We start from the raw sequence: 17,390 nt of genomic DNA, 5'->3' as shown, positions 1-17,390 counted from the left end.
ATTCTAGCCGGACTCGGCCAATCGAATCCGAGCCGAGTGGCGGTCGCGGGCCGCCGCCATCGCTTGAGGGGATGGCGCCTTCGACACCGCGCGACCCTCGGTCGTCCGATTTTTCAGGCCACCGGGGGTCGCGGCGCCCCTCGGCGGACAGAGTGCGGGGCGACGCCGCCCGAAAATACGGCGCAGTCGCCCAATATCGAGGCAACCAGGCAGGCCCCGCACCCCAGGCGCGGCTCACCACCCCGGGACATCGCGTCAAACTTGGGCAAGGTCGATGAAAAATCACCCTCGGACGCCTGACGAACAGCCGGGCCCGGGGACGCGCCACCCCACATCGCCCCGCCCGGCGGGATCACCGGCGACTGGGCCAGTACCAGCTCGGCACGCCCTTGCGCCCGCCGCCGGCCCCTTGCCGGTAGCGACTGCGCAGGTGGCCGTCCACCACGCCGATCCACGGCGCCAGAAACAGCTCGGCGCCGTCGTAATCCACGAACAGCTCGGGCAGACGGTAGCCGAACCAGCGATAGGCGGCGAGCAGCCGCACGGTGGTCTCGGCCTCTTCCAGCGAGGCCTTGCGTGGGCTGCGCGGCAGGAAGTCGAGGCGGATCGTCCTGCCCTGGTTGGCGGCGTAGGCCCAGTCGCGCCACATACCGTCGATGGTCTCGTTCTGCGACGCCATCGGCGCCATCGAGAACACGTGCTTCACCGCCAGCGACAGGCGCTTCATGCGGTCGAGCTGGGCGGCGCGGGCCAACTGCTCGTCCGGCACGAAGGGGGTGAAGAAGCCGTCGCCGCAATCGGCATGGGCCTGAAACAGCGACAGCAGCGCCTCCAGGCGGTCGTCGCCGGCCATCGTCGCGATCTGCTCGAGATAGGCGCTGCCGGCGGTGATCTGAAAGCCGTGGGCCTCGAGGGGGGGCTGGGGCGCCTTCATCGACGCCACCACCACGCGGTGCTCGTCGGGCGTGAGGCCGGCCACCACGCCCTCCTCGTCCTGATGCCCGAAGCGGCCGGCCCGGCCGCCGATCTGCTGCAGCAGCGCCACCGGCAGATCGCCCCGCTTGACCCCGTCGAACTTCTGCACGGCGGTGAACACCACGCGCCGGATCGGCAGGTTGAGCCCCATCCCGATGGCGTCGGTGGCCACCAGCACGTCGGCCTCGCCGTCGGCGAAGCGATGGGCCTCGCGCTCGCGCACCTCGGGCGACAGGGCGCCGTAGATGCAGGCCACCGACTTGCCCAGGGCCAGCAGATCGTCGCGCAGGTTGAGCGCGTCACGCCGCGAGAAGACGATGAAGGCGTCGCCCGGCCGGGCCTTGCGCAGGGCGCCGGCGGCGTTGTTGGCGAGCGCCTGACCGACCACCAGCGGATGCTTGCGCGTCTTGCGGCGGATCTCCAGGGACAGGCCCAGACGCGCGGCCAGGGCGACGATGGCCGGCTCGGCCGACGGTGCGCCGAGCAACCACACCTCGGCCGCATTGGCGCCGACCACCGCCTGGGTCCACGCCCACCCCCGGTCCGGGTCGCTGAGCATCTGAATCTCGTCGATGACAGCCACGTCCACCGGACGATCGGCGTCCAGCATCTCGATCGTCGAGGCGGTCACCCGGCTGCCTTCGACGATGCGGCGCTCCTCGCCGGTGACCAGGGAGGCGGTGACGCCGAATTCCTCATTGAGCCGGGTGAAGGCTTCCAGCGCCAGCAAGCGCAGCGGGCCGAGGTAGACGCCCGAGGCGGCGGTGGCGAGGCGTTCGAAGGCGTCGTGGGTCTTGCCCGAATTGGTCGGCCCGAGCACCGCGATCAGCCGGCGGGCCCGGCGGCGCGCGGCGAAGGTATCCGGATAGTCGGAGAGCCGCACGCTGCGCCCCACCTGCGCGGCCAGGTCGCGGTGACGGCGGCGGGCGCGCATCTCGTCGAGCGCGCGGTCGAGGCGCTTGAGCAGGCGGCTCAGGTCCAGCTCGCCGCTCGCCCAGTCGTCGTAGAGCGCACGCAGGTTGGGCGTCAGCGCCTCGGCGGCGCAGGTGTCGAGAAACGCCGCGATCCCCGCGACGGCGCCGTCGAGGGCCGCCTCGAGACGGGCGCCGTGGGTCTGCAGCAGCGCCTGTTCGGCGGCGTTCTGCGCGTCGGCGCTGCGGCGACGCCAGTGCATCTGCTGTCCCAGGCAGGTTTCGGGAATGTAGCCGGCCACGCGAAACACCTCGCCACCCCGGCTCACCCGCCGGCTGGCGGACAGCCACACCCGGTTGCTGCACTGGACGCGGGCGATCCGCAGGTCGGCCGCGGCGTCGGCGTCGCGCGCGGCCTCGGGCCCGCCTTGCGGCGCGCTCACGCTTGCCCCCCCGCCGCGTGGCGCTGCACACCGAGCCGGCGCTTGAGCCAGCCGATCACCTCGAAGGGTTCGTCGTCGTCGCCGACCTGGGCGGCGAAGGCGTCGCAGGTGGGCGCATCCACCAGCACCCGCTCGGCGAGCCGCAGGAAATCCACCAACCCGGCCGGGTCGTGCAGGTGTCGCACCGCAAAACGGAACGCCAGCGCGCTGGGCACGCAGTACCAGATGTCGTGATAAAGATCGACCAGCCCCGTCCCCGGCACCACCGGCAGCAACTCGGCCAGCTGGCGCAGGAAGGCGGGATCGGGCCCGTAGCCGATCAGGTTGTCGAGCTCGGCGCGCACGTCGGCAGGCTGGCCGTCGAGCCAGGCGGCGATGGAATCGGTCATCGTGGGAGGCGTCATGGCAGTTGGACGGGGTGGCCGGGCCGCAGGCCGCGTGCCGGAAAGTCGAACTCGCGCAAAAATTGCGCACAAAAGCAAAAAGGCCAGTCTTTCGACTGGCCTTTTTGCTTGAATCAATGGTCGGGGCGGCGGGATTCGAACTCGCGACCCCTTGCACCCCATGCAAGTGCGCTACCAGGCTGCGCTACGCCCCGACAAGCTGCGCATTATAGACATCGATTCGCTGTTTGCCAAGTACGATTTGGTGCTTTCATGCGCTGGTGGGGATCAGGAAGTCGTCCGAGATGCGGCAGCCCAGATCGAAGATACTGTCGCGGAAGGTTTCCAGATACTTGCGCAGCCCCCCCTCGAAGATCCGCTCGATGCGTCCGAAACGCAGGTGCGACTCCAGCTCGCCCGCCAGGCGCTCGGTCTCGGCCGAACGGGAGTTGGCGACGCGGGTGAGGTTGGAATACACCTCCTTCATGCAGCGGGCCAGCGATCGGGGCATGTCGGCGCGCAGGATCAGCAGCTCGGCCACCCGCAGCGGGGTGATGTGATCGCGGTACACCTTGCGGTACACCTCGAAGGCCGACACCGAACGCAGCAGCGCGCTCCACTGGTAGTAATCGGCGGTCTCGGCGTCGCCCTCGGCGCCCGGCAGCAGGTTGAGGTATTTCACCTCCAGGATGCGCGCGGTGTTGTCCGCGCGTTCGAGGAAGGTGCCCAGGCGGATGAAGCGCAGGGCCTCGTCCTGCAGCATGGTGCCGATGGTGACTCCGCGCGACAGGTGCGAGCGGTACTTCACCCACTCGAAGAACGCGCCCGGCCCGCTCTCCATCATCTTGGGGAACGAGAAGTCGCGCATCTTGAGCCAGGTGGCGTTGGACGTCTCCCACAGCTCGGACGTGAGCGTCCCGCGCACGGCGTGGGCGTTCTCGCGGGTCGCGCGCAGGCAGCGGTAGATGCTGCCGGGGTTGTCCCGGTCGAAGATCATGTAGTCCAGCACGGCTTCGGTGGTGAACTGGGGGTGCTTGGCCAGGAAGCAGTCCTGCAGCTCCATGATCTTCAGCATTCCGCTCCACATGGCTTCCACCTCCTGCCCGTTCTGGGGCAGCAGGCTGAGGCGATAGGTGACGTCGAGGATGCGCGCGGTGTTCTCGGCGCGCTCCATGTAGCGTGCCATCCAGAAGAGATGGTCGGCGGTACGGCTCAGCATGTGTCAGGCCTCCAAAACCCAGGTGTCCTTGGTGCCCCCGCCCTGCGAGGAGTTCACCACCAGCGATCCTTCGCGCAGTGCGACGCGGGTGAGCCCGCCCGGCACCAGGCGCACTTCGCTGCCCGAAAGCACGAACGGACGCAGGTCCAGGTGGCGCGGCGCGACGCCGCTGTCGACGAAGGTCGGACAATTCGATAGCGCCAGCGTGGGCTGGGCGATGTATTTCTCGGGATTCGCTTCCAGGTACTTGCGGAAGGTCTCGATCTGCTCCCGGGTGGAGGCCGGGCCGACCAGCATCCCGTAGCCCCCGGCACCGTGCACCTCCTTGACCACCAGCTCGGGCAGATGGGCCAGGGTGTAGGCCAAATCCTCGGGCTTGCGGCACATGTAGGTGGGCACGTTGTTGAGGATCGGCTCCTCGCCGAGATAGAAACGGATCATCTCGGGCACGTAGGGGTAGATCGACTTGTCGTCGGCCACCCCGGTGCCGATGGCGTTCGAGAGGGTGACCCGCCCGGCGCGGTAGGCGTCGAGCAGCCCGGGCACGCCGATCATCGAATCCTTGCGGAACGCCTTCGGATCGAGGAAGTCATCGTCCACCCGGCGGTAGATCACGTCCACCCGGCGCGGCCCCTGGGTGGTGCGCATGAACACCTGATCCTCGCGCACGAACAGATCCTGCCCTTCCACCAGCTCGACGCCCATTTGCTGGGCCAGGAAGGCGTGCTCGAAATACGCGCTGTTGTAGGCCCCCGGCGTCATCACCACCACCGTCGGGTCGTCCACGCCGCGCGGCGCCACGCTGCGCAGGGTGTGCAGCAGCATGTCCGGGTAGTGCTCGACCGGCGCGATGCGGTGGCGGGCGAACAGCTCGGGGAACAGGCGCATCATCATGCGCCGGTCTTCGAGCATGTAGGACACGCCGGACGGCACCCGCAGGTTGTCCTCCAGCACGTAGAACTCGCCCGCTCCGGCCCGCACCACGTCCACGCCGGCGATATGGGCGTAGACGTCGCACGGCACGTCGACGCCCTGCATCTCGGGGCGGTACTGGGCGTTGTTGAGCACCTGCTCGGCGGGAATGCGCCCCGCCTTGAGGATCTCCTGACCGTGGTAGATGTCGTGGATGAAGCAGTTGAGCGCCTTGACGCGCTGGCGCATGCCGGTCTCGAGGCCTTTCCATTCCTTGGCCGGGATGATGCGCGGGATGATGTCGAAGGGAATCAGCCGCTCGGTGCCGGACTCCTCGCCGTACACCGCGAAGGTGATGCCATAGCGATGAAACAGGGAATCGGCTTCCGCGCGCTTGCGAGCGATGCGCTCCGCCGGGGTCATGTCCAGCCACGCGGCGTAGGCCGCGTAATGTTCACGAACGCTCCCGTCGTCCGCTGTCATTTCATTGAAGAATTTTGTGATGGCCATCTTGCTGTCGCCTGTCATGTTGGTGGAGCGGGAATACCACTTTTTGTGTAGCTAGAAGCGTGCCAGTACAAAAACCCCTGAAATCGAAAGCCTTTATGGCAGCGGGCAGCGTGCGCGCACCACAACAGTGCCTGAGCACCGGCTTGGTGAATCGGTCACGCCGCAACTCGGTGCGTCCGACACCGCGTCCGACAGCCCCCAGCGGGGTGCCGACGGCCCGGCGAACGGGCCGACTACCGCACCCCCGCGCCGGAAAAACTGCTCAGCCACCGACAAATCTATTTCTTTAGTTATAGATTCCGTCGTTACAATGCGCCCCAGCCGGACGCTGCCAGGCCGCGTCCCCACTGCCACCGGCCCCTTTTGCCAGGGCACCTGACCAACACCGCCCGACCTTGCCTTCCGCTGCCCGCCCGCCAGCCCGACGACGCTTCCACGACCTGCCGATCAAGTGCCAGGTGATGCTCATCGCACTCGTCACCACCGCGCTCGGACTCGTCGTCGCGCTCACCTGCCTGCTCGTCAGCGAGCTGCGCGCCGCCGCCGACACCAGCCGCGAAACCGCCGACAACCTCACCCGGCTGCTCGCCGCCCACAGCACCGACGCCCTCGCCACCGACACCCCAGAAGCCGCCGCCGAGATGCTCGCCGCCCTGCGCAGCGACCACCGGGTCATCGCCGTCACCCTGCGCACGCCCGACGGCGCCGAGTTCGCCCGCTACCGCAGCACCCTGCCGGCCCACGCCGCCGCCGTGGCCGTCATCGACGCCGGCATGGCCATCGACGTCACCCGCTTCGACGCCCCCTATTTCACGCTCACCCAGCCGGTCCGGCTCGGCACGCTGCCGCTCGGCAGCATCGACGCCAGCTTCGACCGCGCACCGCTCCTCGCACTGGCCCACACCCGCATCCTCACGGCGCTCGGCGCGTTGTTCGGTGCCGGGTTGCTGGCCTGGCTCCTGGCCCATCGCCTGCAACGGGTCATCGCCGCGCCCATCGAGGATTTCGCCGACCACATCCGCCAGGTCACCGATACCCGCGACTACGGCCTGCGGCTGGCGGCCGGCAACCGCAACGAAATCGGCACGCTGATGCACGGCGTCAACGCCATGCTCGAGCAGATCGAGGCCCGCGACGACGCCGAGGCCGCAAACCGCGCCAAATCCCTGTTCCTCGCCACCGTCAGCCACGAGATCCGCACCCCCATGAACGGCGTGATCGGCATGGCCGACCTGCTCGCCTTCACCCGCCTCGACGACAAGCAGCAGGATCTGCTGCGCCACATCCGCAGCTCCGCCGACAGTCTGCTGCGGGTCATCAACGACATCCTCGACTTCTCCAAGCTCGAAGCCGGCCGCATGGCCATCGAGGCAATCTGGTGCAACCCGCGGGACATCCTCGAGGAAGTCGCCGCCTTCTTCCAGTTCCAGGCCAGCGAAAAAGGCCTGCTGATCCACTGCGACATCGCCGACGACCTGCCCAGCAGCATCGAGGCCGACCCGATCCGGCTGCGCCAGATCCTCAGCAACCTCATCGCCAATGCGCTCAAGTTCACCGAACGGGGCGAAATCCACCTGCGCCTCGACCACCGCCCCCTCGGCCAGGCCGAAGCGCCCGCCACCGCGCTGCTGCACTTCAGCGTACGCGACACCGGCATCGGCATCGACCCGGCGGTCGTCCCGCGCCTGTTCACCCCCTTCACCCAGGCCGACAACTCCTACGCCCGGCGTTTTGGCGGCACCGGCCTCGGCCTCGCCATCTGCCAGCAACTCGTCGACCTGATGGACGGCGAAATCGGCGTCGACAGCCATCCGGGCGCCGGCTCCACCTTCTGGTTCTCGATCAGCGTCCCGACCCGCGGCGCCACGCCGCCCCGCCTCGTCGAGCATCCCCTGGACACCCGCCGCAGCGCCGACGCCCTCGCCGGCACCCGCGTGCTGGTGGTGGACGACGACAGCATCAACCTCGTTCTCGCCACCATGCAGCTCGAACAGCTCCACTGCGACGTCACCACCGCCAGCAGCGGCGCCGACGCCATCGCCCTGCTCCAGCGCCAGCCCTTCGACCTCATCCTGATGGACGGCCAGATGCCCGGCATGGACGGCTACACCACCACCCGCCACATCCGCCAGCTCGAACGTCTCACCCCTGGCCAACGGCACATTCCCATTGTCGCCGTCACCGGCAACGCCGAGGACGAAGCCCACGCCCGTGCCTGCGACATGGACGACTTCCTCGTCAAACCCTACAGCCAGGGCGCCCTCTGCGAGCTGCTGCTGCGTCACGTCGGGCGCACCGATGTCGTGCCCGGCGCCCGTTCCTGATACCGCCAGACTATTGCCGCATTTTTAAGCGATAGCAAAAAACCCTTGTGGGACCGCCACCTGGCCCCACGCCCCACATCTTGTCCACAGGCTTGCCCACGCGCCCTGTGGGCAACGCCTGTGCCAGAATGCGGCCCCGCCCGTCGCCGCGCAGACAGCCCCCATGACGCTCCCGCCGCCGCCTCCACCCTACGCCCCGCCCGCCGGGCCGCTGCAGATCCTGCACTGCGACGCCGCCCTCATCGCCCTCGACAAGCCCGCCGGCCTGCTCAGCGTGCCCGGCCGCGGCCCCGCCCACGCCGACAGCCTCGCCAGCCGCGTGCAGGCCGAGTATCCCGACGCCCGCGTCGTACACCGCCTCGACATGGCCACCTCCGGCATCCTGATCATGGCCCGCGGCCCGGCCATGGAGCGCCGGCTCAGCATCGCCTTCCAGCAGCGCAACATCGAAAAACGCTACCTCGCGGTGGTCGCCGGGCGCCTCGAACCGATCCGCGGCGAAGTGGCCCTCCCGCTCATCACCGACTGGCCCAACCGCCCGCGGCAAAAGGTGGACCTCGACCACGGCAAGCCCTCGCTCACCGTCTTCCAACGTCTCGCCTACGACCCCGCCCGGGATCTCAGCCTCGTCGAACTGCGGCCCCACACCGGCCGCTCCCACCAGCTGCGGGTACACCTGCAAGCCCTCGGCCACCCCATCCTCGGCGACGACCTCTACGCCCCGCCCGCCCTTCGCGCCGCCGCGCCGCGGCTACTGCTCCATGCCGCCGGGCTCGTCTTCCCGCATCCCGAAAGCGGCGCCGTCGTCCGGCTCGAAAGCCACGCCCCATTCCTCGCCGACTGGCCGTCCTGACGCCACGGCCCCCAAAATATAATCAAACGCTAATATAATATCCGGCCCCGGCAACCTCGCCGCCCATCCCCAACGCCCGGAGCCCCCGATGAAAACCGCCCACGATCTCGTCCAGGCCGCCAAGGCCCGCATCACTGAAATCGCCGTCGCCGACGCCGAACAGGCAATCCGCGACGCCGACGTGCTGCTCGACGTCCGCGAAGCCGACGAATACGCCTCCGGCCACATTCCCGGCGCCATCCACGCCTCCCGGGGCATGCTCGAATTCCGCATGAGCAGCGCCCCCGAGCTCGCCGCCCGCGACCTCGACATCGTCCTCTACTGCAAGACCAGCGGTCGCGCCGCCCTCGCCGCCTGCGCGCTGCACGACATGGGCTACCTCAAGGTACGCTCCATCGCCGGCGGCATCGACGCCTGGGCCGCGGCCGGCAAGCCCGTCGTCAAGCCCGCCCTGCCCGCCTTCGACTGAACCCCGCCCCACCATCCCCGGCCCGGCCCCATCGGCCGGGCGACGACGACAACCACGGCGCCCCGACGTTCCCCGTCGTTTCTTGAGCGCCATCAAGAATTCCACAAAAAAACATCCCTGAACGCCGTAAGGGCATTGACGACACCCTATCTCGCCCCTAACATTGCGATCAATTCTCATTTGCGAATAGATCGCATTCCGAATCTCAATTCGATGCATCGACGCGCAAACGCCAGCCAGCCAGGCCGACCCGTCGCCAAGCCAGCCAGCCCAGATCAACCCGCCCGGCCCCGACGCCGGGCGCCCGCTGCCTGACCGAAAGCACGCGATGCGCCGACTTGCCCACGCCCTCACCGCCCTCCTCACCCTCAGCCTCGCCGCCTGCGGAGGTGGCGGAGGCGGCGGAGGCGGCGGCACCACCGGCCAGGGCGAAAGTGGCATGTCCGCCGCCGCCCAGGTCGGCCAGAAACTCTTCAACGACCCGATCCTCTCCAGCACCGGCGCCATGTCCTGCGCCAGCTGTCACGACGCCGGCAACCACCATGCGGCCCCCGACACCCGCTCCGTTCCCCTCGGCGCCACGCCCGGCCACGAAGCCGGCCGCCAGGCCCCATCGCTGCAATACCTCAAGTTCAACACCCGCTTCGGCTTCGCCGCCGACGGCACCCCCACCGGCGGCTTCACCTGGGACGGCCGCGCCAACACCCTCGGCGACCAGGCCAGCGGCCCCCTGCTCAACCCCGACGAAATGGCCAACACCAGCGTCGAGGACGTGGTCGCCAAGCTCAAGCGCTCCACCCACGCCGCCGACTTCCAGCGCGTCTTCGGCGGCGACATCCTCGACCGTCCCGCCGACGCCTTCGCCCGCCTGCAGTTTGCCCTCCAGCAATACCAGCTCGAAGATCCGGACTTCGCCCCCTTCAGCAGCAAGTTCGACCTCTGGCGCGCCGGCAAGGCCCAGCTCAGCGACGCCGAGATGCGCGGCATGGCCCTCTTCAACAACCCAACCAAGGGCAACTGCGCCGCCTGCCACGTGAGCACCGGCATCGGCAGCACCCCGCCGCTGTTCACCGACAACACCTACGACGCCCTCGGCGTACCGCGCAATCCCGACATCCGCGCCAACGCCGACCCCGACCGCTACGACCTCGGCCTGTGCGGCCCCACCCGTGTCGACCTGGCCGAACGCGGCGACCTGTGCGGCGCCTTCCGCGTGCCCAGCCTGCGCAACGTCGCCAAGACCGCGCCCTACTTCCACAACGGCGCCATCAAGACCCTCGCCGACGCCGTGCGCTTCTACGTGCGCCGCGACACCAACCCCGAGGAGTGGTACCCCACCGACACGAACGGCGTGGTCCAGAAGTTCAACGACCTGCCCCCCGCCTACCGCAAGAACGTGAACACCACCGAAGTCCCCTACAACCGCAAGCCCGGCGACAACCCCGCCCTCACCGAAGCCGAAATCGCCGACGTGGTCGCTTTCCTCAACACCCTCACCGACGGCTACACGCCCTGACCGAACGATGAAAACCACCCGCATCTGCCTCGCGATCGCCACGCTTTTCGCTGCCGGCAGCGGCCACGCCGCCACCACCGACGCCAAGCTCCTGGCCCGCATCGAACGCCTCGCTGCCGAACTCCAGGCCGTCAAGGCCGAACTGAAGACCGTCAAGGCCCAGGCCGCCGCCCCGGCGCCCACCGCCCAGCCGACCACCCCCGCCCCCGCCCCCCGGACCGCCATCGCCGGCACCGCCGCCCCCACGCCGGCGGCACCCACGGCCCTGCCCGCCCCGAGCGCCGCCCCGGCCCCCGAGCCCTACACCTCGCCGCTCGCCAGCAACGCCGGCCGCACCACCTTCTTCGGGTACGGCGAGGTCAATTACAACCGCCCGTTCCGCGACCAGAGCCAGACCCAGTTCGACGTGCGTCGCGCCGTCATCGGCATCGCCCACCAGGCCAGCGAGCGCACCCGCATCGTCGGCGAGTTCGAGTTCGAGCACGCCATCGCGTCCGCCACCGATTCGGGCGAGGCGGCCGTCGAACAGCTCTACGTCGAACATCGCGCCACCGACAACGTCGGCCTCAAGGGCGGCCTGTTCCTCATCCCGCTGGGCTTCCTCAACCTGAGCCACGAACCCACCGCCTACTACGGCGTCGAGCGCAACTTCGTCGAAACCGCGATCATCCCCAGCACCTGGCGCGAAGTGGGCCTGTCGGCCTTCGGCGTCACCGACGCCGGCCTGCGCTGGGACGTGGGCGTCACCAGCGGCTTCGACCTCAACAAGTGGGACGGCACCAGCACCGAGGGCCGCGAATCCACCCTCGGCGCCATCCACCAGGAAGGTCAGCTCGCCAAGGGCAAGGACCCGGCCCTGTACGGCGCCCTCAGCTGGCGCGGCACGCCGGGCCTCGACCTGGGCGCCGGCCTCTTCAGCGGCAAGGCGGGTCACGGCTCCAAGGTGGCCGGCACGCCGGGCTACGTCGCCCCCGACGCCCGCGTGACCCTGTGGGACGCCCACGTCCGCTGGACGCCGGGCAACTGGGATCTGGCCGCCCTCTACGCCCGCGGCACCATCTCCGACACCGCCGCCGTCAACACCCTCTTCGTCGGCCAGACCCAGGTGCCCAAGTCGTTCTTCGGCTGGTACACCCAGGCCGCCTACAAGCTGTGGCAGGGCGGCGAATACGCGCTGAGCCCCTTCGTGCGCTACGAGGTCTTCAATACCGCCGCCAGCTTTGCGGCCCTGCCGGCCGGCCTCGGCGCCGATCCCGAGCGCGACGAAAAGGTCGTCACCACCGGCGCCAACCTGCGAGTGGGCGACAACGTGGTGCTGAAGGCCGACGTACAGCGCTTCCAGGTGGCCCGCGAACGCGACCGCCTCAACCTGGGCATCGGCTATCAGTTCTGAGCGGCGCCGGTTTTTTTCGCCTAACATCCCGCCCGACGGTCGCCCCGCGACCGCGCGGGCTTTTTGCTTGATGAAGGACCACCCATGACTTCCTCCACCCACGGCTGGCAGCGCGTCTCCCTCGTCGCCCTGGCCGCCGGCGGGATCGCCGGCCTCGCCGTGCCCGCCGCCCAGGCCGCCTCGTACATGAGCGTCGAACAGGCCCAGAAAGCCGCGTTCCCCGACGCCGACCGCTTCGACACCCGCGTCCTGCGCCTCACCGCCGAGCAGGCAAAGGCCCTCGACGCCGTCGCGACGGTGCGCCAGCGCGGCGAGATCCGCCGCATCGACGCCTGGGCCGGCGCCAGGCTGCTCGGCACGCTGTACGTAGACGACGTCCTCGGCAAGGTCGAATGGGTCACCTACGCCCTGGCGCTGGGTGCCGACGGCAGCGTCCGCTCGCTGGAAATCCTCGACTACCGCGAAACCCACGGCTTCGAGGTGCGCACCCCGAGCTGGCGCAAGCAGTTCGTCGGCCGCCGCGCCGACCAGCCGTTCCACTTCGGCGACGACATCAAGAACATCAGCGGCGCGACCCTCTCCTGCGCCCACCTCACCGCCGGCGTGCAGCGCCTGCTCACACTGCACGGCCAGCTCGGCGCCACACCGCGATGAGCGACACCGTCGTGCGGCGGCTGCGCCCCTGGCTCGGCACCTACGTCGCCATCGAAGCCCGCGGCAGCGATCCCGACCGCATCACCCTCGCCATCGAAGCCGCTTACGCCGACATCGCCGCCATTCACGCCGCCCTCAGCTTCCACTCCGCCGCGAGCGAACTCGCCCGCCTGAACCGCCATGCCCACCAGGAAACCATGCCGGTCGGCTGGCACACCTGGGTCGTGCTGAGTCAGGCGATCCTCCTCGCCCAGCTCTCCGACGGGCTCTTCGACCCCACCGTCGCCCCCCGGCTCGTCCGCCACGGCGCCCTGCCCGCCCCCATCGACGCCCCGACGCCGGACCCCACCGCCAACTGGCGCCACATCGAACTCACCGATCCACAGCAGGTGCGCTTCCATCGCCCCCTGTGGCTCGACCTCGGCGGCATCGCCAAGGGTTACGCGATCGACTGCGCCATTGACACCCTGCGCGCCCACGGCCTCAGCGCCGCCACGGTCAACGCCGGCGGCGACCTGCGCGCCTTTGGCCCGCTCGACGGTGCCGGCGTGCCCCTTGCCGTGCGTGCCCCCGCCAACCCGGCCGACGCGATTCCCCTCGGCGTGCTGCGCAACCGCGCCGCCGCCACCTCGGGCGATTTCTACCTCGGCCGCCCTAACGCGCCCGAGGGCTTGTCGCCGATCCTGCATCCGACCGACGGCGCCCGCCCGGCCTGCCCGCGCAGCGTCACGGTGATCGCCGACGAATGCATCACCGCCGACGGGCTCACCAAGATCGTCAGCCTCGCCGGCACCGAGGCCGAACCGCTGCTGGCGCATTTCGGCGCCACCGCGGCCATCATCGAGCCCCCCGATCAACTCATCGCCGCCGACGGCTTCTGGACCGCCCTCGGCCACCCGTATCCGCCGGACCCCCCCCATGTCGCATGACCACCACCTCCGCCCCCGCCGACCGGTGCGCCCGAGCCACCGCCAGCGTCAGGCGATCTACCTCGTCACCGCCCTGCTGCTGGGCAGCGGTCTCGTATGGCTGCTCGCCCATTACGCCCTGCCGCTGCCCGAAGACGCCGCGCGCCATCCCGCCGAGCCGTGGGCGATGCGCCTGCACGGCGCCGCCACCCTGCTCGGCATGGCGGTGTTCGGGGGGGTGTGGGGCAATCACGTGCTGGGCGCCTGGGAACGCGGGCGGCACCGCCTCAGCGGCGGCACGATGGTCGGCCTGTGGCTCGGCCTCGCCCTGAGCGGCTACGGCCTCTACTACCTCGCCGACGAGGGCTGGCGGGAACTCGCCGACTGGGCCCACATCGCGCTCGGCCTCGTCCTGCCCCTGGGGCTGGCCGTCCACGTGCTGCGGGTGACGGCGCCGCGGCGGATGCGAAAACCGGCCTGAGCGGCCGGTCGCAACGCGCGCAAAGCCGCCGCGACGCTCAGCCCCCGGCCCGCTCGCGCCGCCGGTAGTGCAGCACCGCGGGCATCACCACCAGCGCCCCGAGCACGGCGACGACAGCCAGGGGCCACAACATCGGGCGGTTCCATTCGGCGCGCAGACGCTCCCGCGCCGCCACATCCACCCGCTGATACTTGAGGGTGTTGCGGATGATCTTGCCCGGCTTGCGGTTGTACAACCAGCCGTGCTGGAGCGTGTAGGCCTTCTCGTAGAAGCCCCACACCCACGGCGCATCGTGCTGCAGGATCGCCAGCATCCGCTCGATGATCGCCTGCCGCGCCGGGCTGTCGGGCATCGCCTTCATGCGCTCGAACAGACGGTCGTACTCCGCGTTCTCATAGTTGGCGGCGTTCTCGCCCTGATTCTTGACCTTGCCCTGGGCGCCGTAGAGCAGGAACAGGAAGTTCTCCGGGTCGGGGTAGTCGGCATTCCAGCCCCAGTAGAACAGCTGCGCATTGCCCTTGCGGATCTTGTCCTGGAAGCGGTTGTAGTCGGTGGCGCGCACCGTCAGCTGCACATCCAGCTTGCGGAACTGCTTGGTCAGCCAGTCGATGGTGGATTTGTCGCCCATACCGCCGCCGGTGGTGTCGAGATTGACCACCAGCGGCTCGCCGGTCTTTTCGTCGCGCCCGCCCGGGTAGCCCGCCTCCGCCAGCAGCCGGCGCGCCTCCTCGATGGGTTTGCGGCGCGGCTTGCCGTCCACCCAGTCGTACACCTCGTGGTTGATGCCCGCCTCGTCGGCCCGATAGCCGGCGATGCCGGGCGGGATCGGATGCATCGCCGGAACCCCGCGACCGTTCTGGAAGACCGAGATGAACTCCTCCTGGTCGATGGCGATCGAGATCGCCAGCCGCAGCTTGCGTGCCCGCTCGCTGGTGCCGCCCACCACCGGGTCGAGCATGTTGAAGCCCATGTACATCACCGTCGGCGCCACCGAGGTGTTGAGCTTGATGCCCTTCTCGGCCATCTCGTCCGACAGCGCCACGTCGCCCTGCCCGCCCATCTGCACGGCCTGGTCGAAGTTGTCCGACGACACCCCGGACGCGTCGTAATAGCCCTGCAGGAACTTGTTCCAGTACGGAATGCTTTCCTTCTCGCGGGTGAACACCACCCGATCCAGGAAGGGGATCGGCTTGCCGCAGTCGGCCAGCAGCCCGGCCGCCGCATCGTCCGGCTCGCCCTCGCAGGGGTAGGTTTCGCCACGGAAATTGGGGTTGCGGGCGAGGGTCATGCGGGCATTGGGATTGTTCTCCGCCAGCATGTACGGCCCGGTGCCGACCGGCCACCAGTCCAGCGTGAGATTGCGCTCGGCCATGCCCGGCTGGGCGTAGAAACGATCGGCCTCGACCGGCACCGGCGCAAAGAACGGCATCGCCAGCCAGTACGGAAACTGCGGATAGGTGCCCTGAATGTGCACCCGGTAGGTGTAGCGATCCACCACCTCGACGCCCGCCATCGGGTACTCCCGCAGGTCGATCCAGCGGCCGCCCTCGCCCTTTTCGCTGCGCGCCTTCTCGTCGGCCGCCAGACGGGCATGGAGCGCCTTCAGGCCGACGATGTAATCGCCCATCAGCTCGAGCACCGGCGAGTGCAGCCGCGGATGGGCCAGGCGCTTGATCTGATAGACGAAATCGTCGGCGGTCAGCTCACGAGTACCCGTTTTGGGGAAGTCGCCCAGACCGTGCTTGTCCGCCAGATCGGCCGCAGCCAGCGCCAGATAGCGCGGCTGCCCCGCGTCGTCCACCGCGAAGGCGGGGTGAGGCTGGTAGCGGATGCCCGGGCGGATGCGGATCTCGTATTCGGAGCGGGCGATGCGCGCCGGATCGGCGTCCGGCGGCAGCAACGCGCCGGCGGCGTCGAACTGGCGCAAGGTCGGCATCGCCGCCGCGGCAGCGGTTTGTAGCTGGAAAGGCCGCTTCAGGTAGTGATACTGCAGCGGCGGCTCGTAGATCTGGTACAGAAAAGTCGCCTCGTCCTCGCTGTAAGACTGGACCGGATCGAGGTGCTTCGGACGCTGGGTGAAGGCCGAATACAGAATGTTCTGCCCCCGCTCCACCGCCGGGTAGGGATCGTTCCAGACCTGACCGCAGCCCGCCGCCAGGAGGCACAGCACGATGGCCGGCACACGCCGGAGAGAGGAAGCGAAGAATCGAGGAGTCGCGCGCATGCCCGCGAGTCTACCGGATCGCCCCGCCGCGACGCTTGAAATTAGCGGCAGCAACACGGCTCGGGAGCATCCGTTATAATCGTGAGGTTATTCACAGGAGACACCTTACATGGGCTTTCTCGTCGGCAAGCGCATTCTCATCACCGGGCTGCTGTCCAATCGCTCGATCTCGTATGGGATCGCCAAAGCCATGCACCGCGAAGGTGCCGAACTCGCCTTCACGTACCAGAACGAACGCTTCCGCGATCGCGTCGCCAAGATGGCGGCCGAATTCGGCAGTGCGCTGCTGTTCCCGTGCGATGTCCAGAACGATGACGAAATCGCCGTGCTGTTCGAACAGCTCGGCCAGCAGTGGGACGGCCTCGACGGCCTCGTGCACTCCATCGCCTTCGCGCCGGGCGAAGCCCTCGAAGGCGACTTCCTCGATGGCCTGTCCCGCGAAGCCTTCCGCATCTCCCAGGAAGTGAGCGCCTACAGCTTCCCGGCGCTGGCCAAGGCCGCCCGGCCGCTGATGAAGGGCCGCAACGGTGCGCTGCTGACCCTCTCCTACCTCGGCGCGGTGCGCACCATGCCGAACTACAACATCATGGGCATGGCCAAGGCCAGCCTCGAGGCCTCGGTGCGCTACATGGCGGTCACCCTCGGCCCCGAAGGCACGCGCGTCAACGCGATCTCCGCCGGCCCGATCAAGACCCTGGCGGCCTCCGGCATCGGCAGCTTCGGCAAGCTGCTGGCCTTCAACGAGCACAACGCGCCGCTGCGCCGCAACGTGACGATCGACGAAGTTGGCAACGCCGCCGCCTTCCTGTGTTCCGACCTCGCCAGCGGCATGACGGGCGAGATCATGTACGTGGACGGTGGTTTCAACACCACGGCCCTCGGCAACGCCGAGCCGCTGGTGCCGAACTGACCGGGCGCCACGCCATGCAAAAGGGCCGTCCCTCGGGGCGGCCCTTTGTTTTGGTGGTCGGCACCTTCGTCGGCCGCGGCCCACCTCGGCGCGCGGCGCGTCCGGCCGGCCCTAGGCCACCTGGCGCCGCGCCAGTACCGCCCGCGCCACCTTCGAGGCCGGCGCGCGGCCCAGGCGTTCGCTGATCCAGCCGGCGGTATCCACCAGCCGCTCCAGGTCCACCCCGGTCTCGATGCCCAGCCCGTCGAGCAGGTACACCACGTCCTCGGTGGCCACGTTGCCCGAGGCGCCGGCCGCGTAGGGGC

The 17,390-nt window shown here is 69.1% G+C and carries 14 protein-coding genes, 1 tRNA gene and 1 pseudogene; 9 read left to right on the top strand and 7 right to left on the bottom strand.

Going from position 1 to position 17,390, the window contains the following annotated elements; all coding sequences use genetic code 11:
* Positions 1-352 precede the first annotated feature (352 nt).
* The 5 genes from ACE3P2_RS12025 to ACE3P2_RS12005 form a co-directional block, all read right to left on the bottom strand.
* Positions 353-2,329: a helicase-related protein gene (locus ACE3P2_RS12025; RefSeq protein WP_374264729.1), complete on the bottom strand. Its 1,977-nt coding sequence runs from the start codon at positions 2,327-2,329 to the stop codon at positions 353-355.
* Positions 2,326-2,718 (bottom strand): hypothetical protein, encoded by a 393-nt coding sequence (locus ACE3P2_RS12020; protein WP_374264727.1) that lies wholly within the window; start codon positions 2,716-2,718, stop codon positions 2,326-2,328. Before ACE3P2_RS12020 ends, ACE3P2_RS12025 begins: the two co-directional genes overlap by 4 nt.
* A 132-nt stretch (positions 2,719-2,850) precedes the next feature.
* Positions 2,851-2,927 (bottom strand) — tRNA-Pro (locus tag ACE3P2_RS12015).
* Between the two features lie 56 nt (positions 2,928-2,983).
* Positions 2,984-3,931 (bottom strand): alpha-E domain-containing protein, encoded by a 948-nt coding sequence (locus ACE3P2_RS12010; protein WP_374264725.1) that lies wholly within the window; start codon positions 3,929-3,931, stop codon positions 2,984-2,986.
* Between the two features lie 3 nt (positions 3,932-3,934).
* On the bottom strand, positions 3,935-5,353 hold the full coding sequence (locus tag ACE3P2_RS12005) for a circularly permuted type 2 ATP-grasp protein (RefSeq protein ID WP_374264723.1): 1,419 nt from the start codon (positions 5,351-5,353) through the stop codon (positions 3,935-3,937).
* A gap of 461 nt (positions 5,354-5,814) precedes the next feature.
* Here ACE3P2_RS12005 and ACE3P2_RS12000 point away from each other — a divergent pair, with 461 nt between their 5' ends.
* From ACE3P2_RS12000 to ACE3P2_RS11965, 8 genes are all read left to right on the top strand, one after another.
* The gene (locus tag ACE3P2_RS12000) at positions 5,815-7,677 is read left to right on the top strand and encodes an ATP-binding protein (RefSeq protein ID WP_374264721.1); all 1,863 of its coding nucleotides are present in this window, start codon (positions 5,815-5,817) and stop codon (positions 7,675-7,677) included.
* Positions 7,678-7,840: 163 nt separating this feature from the next.
* A complete protein-coding gene (locus tag ACE3P2_RS11995) occupies positions 7,841-8,530 on the top strand; it encodes an RluA family pseudouridine synthase (protein ID WP_374264719.1) in 690 nt (229 codons plus the stop codon).
* An 88-nt stretch (positions 8,531-8,618) separates the two neighbouring features.
* On the top strand, positions 8,619-8,999 hold the full coding sequence (locus tag ACE3P2_RS11990) for a rhodanese-like domain-containing protein (protein ID WP_374264717.1): 381 nt from the start codon (positions 8,619-8,621) through the stop codon (positions 8,997-8,999).
* 328 nt (positions 9,000-9,327) lie between these two features.
* Entirely contained in the window at positions 9,328-10,515 is a 1,188-nt protein-coding gene (locus ACE3P2_RS11985; RefSeq protein WP_374264715.1) for a cytochrome-c peroxidase, read from the top strand.
* Between the two features lie 7 nt (positions 10,516-10,522).
* Positions 10,523-11,908, top strand: coding sequence for a hypothetical protein (locus ACE3P2_RS11980; RefSeq protein WP_374264713.1), 1,386 nt, complete (start codon positions 10,523-10,525; stop codon positions 11,906-11,908).
* Positions 11,909-11,992: 84 nt separating this feature from the next.
* Positions 11,993-12,562 (top strand): FMN-binding protein, encoded by a 570-nt coding sequence (locus ACE3P2_RS11975; protein ID WP_374264711.1) that lies wholly within the window; start codon positions 11,993-11,995, stop codon positions 12,560-12,562.
* Positions 12,559-13,491, top strand: coding sequence for an FAD:protein FMN transferase (locus ACE3P2_RS11970; protein ID WP_374264709.1), 933 nt, complete (start codon positions 12,559-12,561; stop codon positions 13,489-13,491). Before ACE3P2_RS11975 ends, ACE3P2_RS11970 begins: the two co-directional genes overlap by 4 nt.
* Positions 13,481-13,951, top strand: a complete 471-nt coding sequence (locus ACE3P2_RS11965; RefSeq protein WP_374264707.1) for a hypothetical protein — start codon at positions 13,481-13,483, stop codon at positions 13,949-13,951. Before ACE3P2_RS11970 ends, ACE3P2_RS11965 begins: the two co-directional genes overlap by 11 nt.
* 37 nt (positions 13,952-13,988) lie before the next feature.
* On the opposite strand, the gene ACE3P2_RS11960 is transcribed toward ACE3P2_RS11965, so the two are convergent.
* Positions 13,989-16,175 carry an ABC transporter substrate-binding protein gene (locus tag ACE3P2_RS11960; protein ID WP_374264705.1) on the bottom strand — a complete coding sequence of 729 codons (2,187 nt, stop codon included), beginning with the start codon at positions 16,173-16,175 and terminating at the stop codon, positions 13,989-13,991.
* A gap of 109 nt (positions 16,176-16,284) precedes the next feature.
* On the opposite strand from ACE3P2_RS11960, the gene fabI reads away from it, so the two are divergent.
* The gene (gene fabI / locus ACE3P2_RS11955; protein WP_374264703.1) at positions 16,285-17,085 is read left to right on the top strand and encodes an enoyl-ACP reductase FabI; all 801 of its coding nucleotides are present in this window, start codon (positions 16,285-16,287) and stop codon (positions 17,083-17,085) included.
* Between the two features lie 111 nt (positions 17,086-17,196).
* On the opposite strand, the pseudogene ACE3P2_RS11950 reads toward fabI, so the two are convergent.
* Positions 17,197-17,390: pseudogene (locus ACE3P2_RS11950) on the bottom strand (hydroxymethylglutaryl-CoA lyase); the annotation flags it as partial.

Origin of the sequence: Zoogloea sp. (assembly GCF_041911615.1) — a bacterium.
In the GTDB taxonomy this organism is placed as follows: domain Bacteria; phylum Pseudomonadota; class Gammaproteobacteria; order Burkholderiales; family Rhodocyclaceae; genus Zoogloea.
The sequence above is the reverse complement of the archived record's forward strand: the minus strand, read 5'-3'. Positions and strand labels throughout refer to the sequence as shown.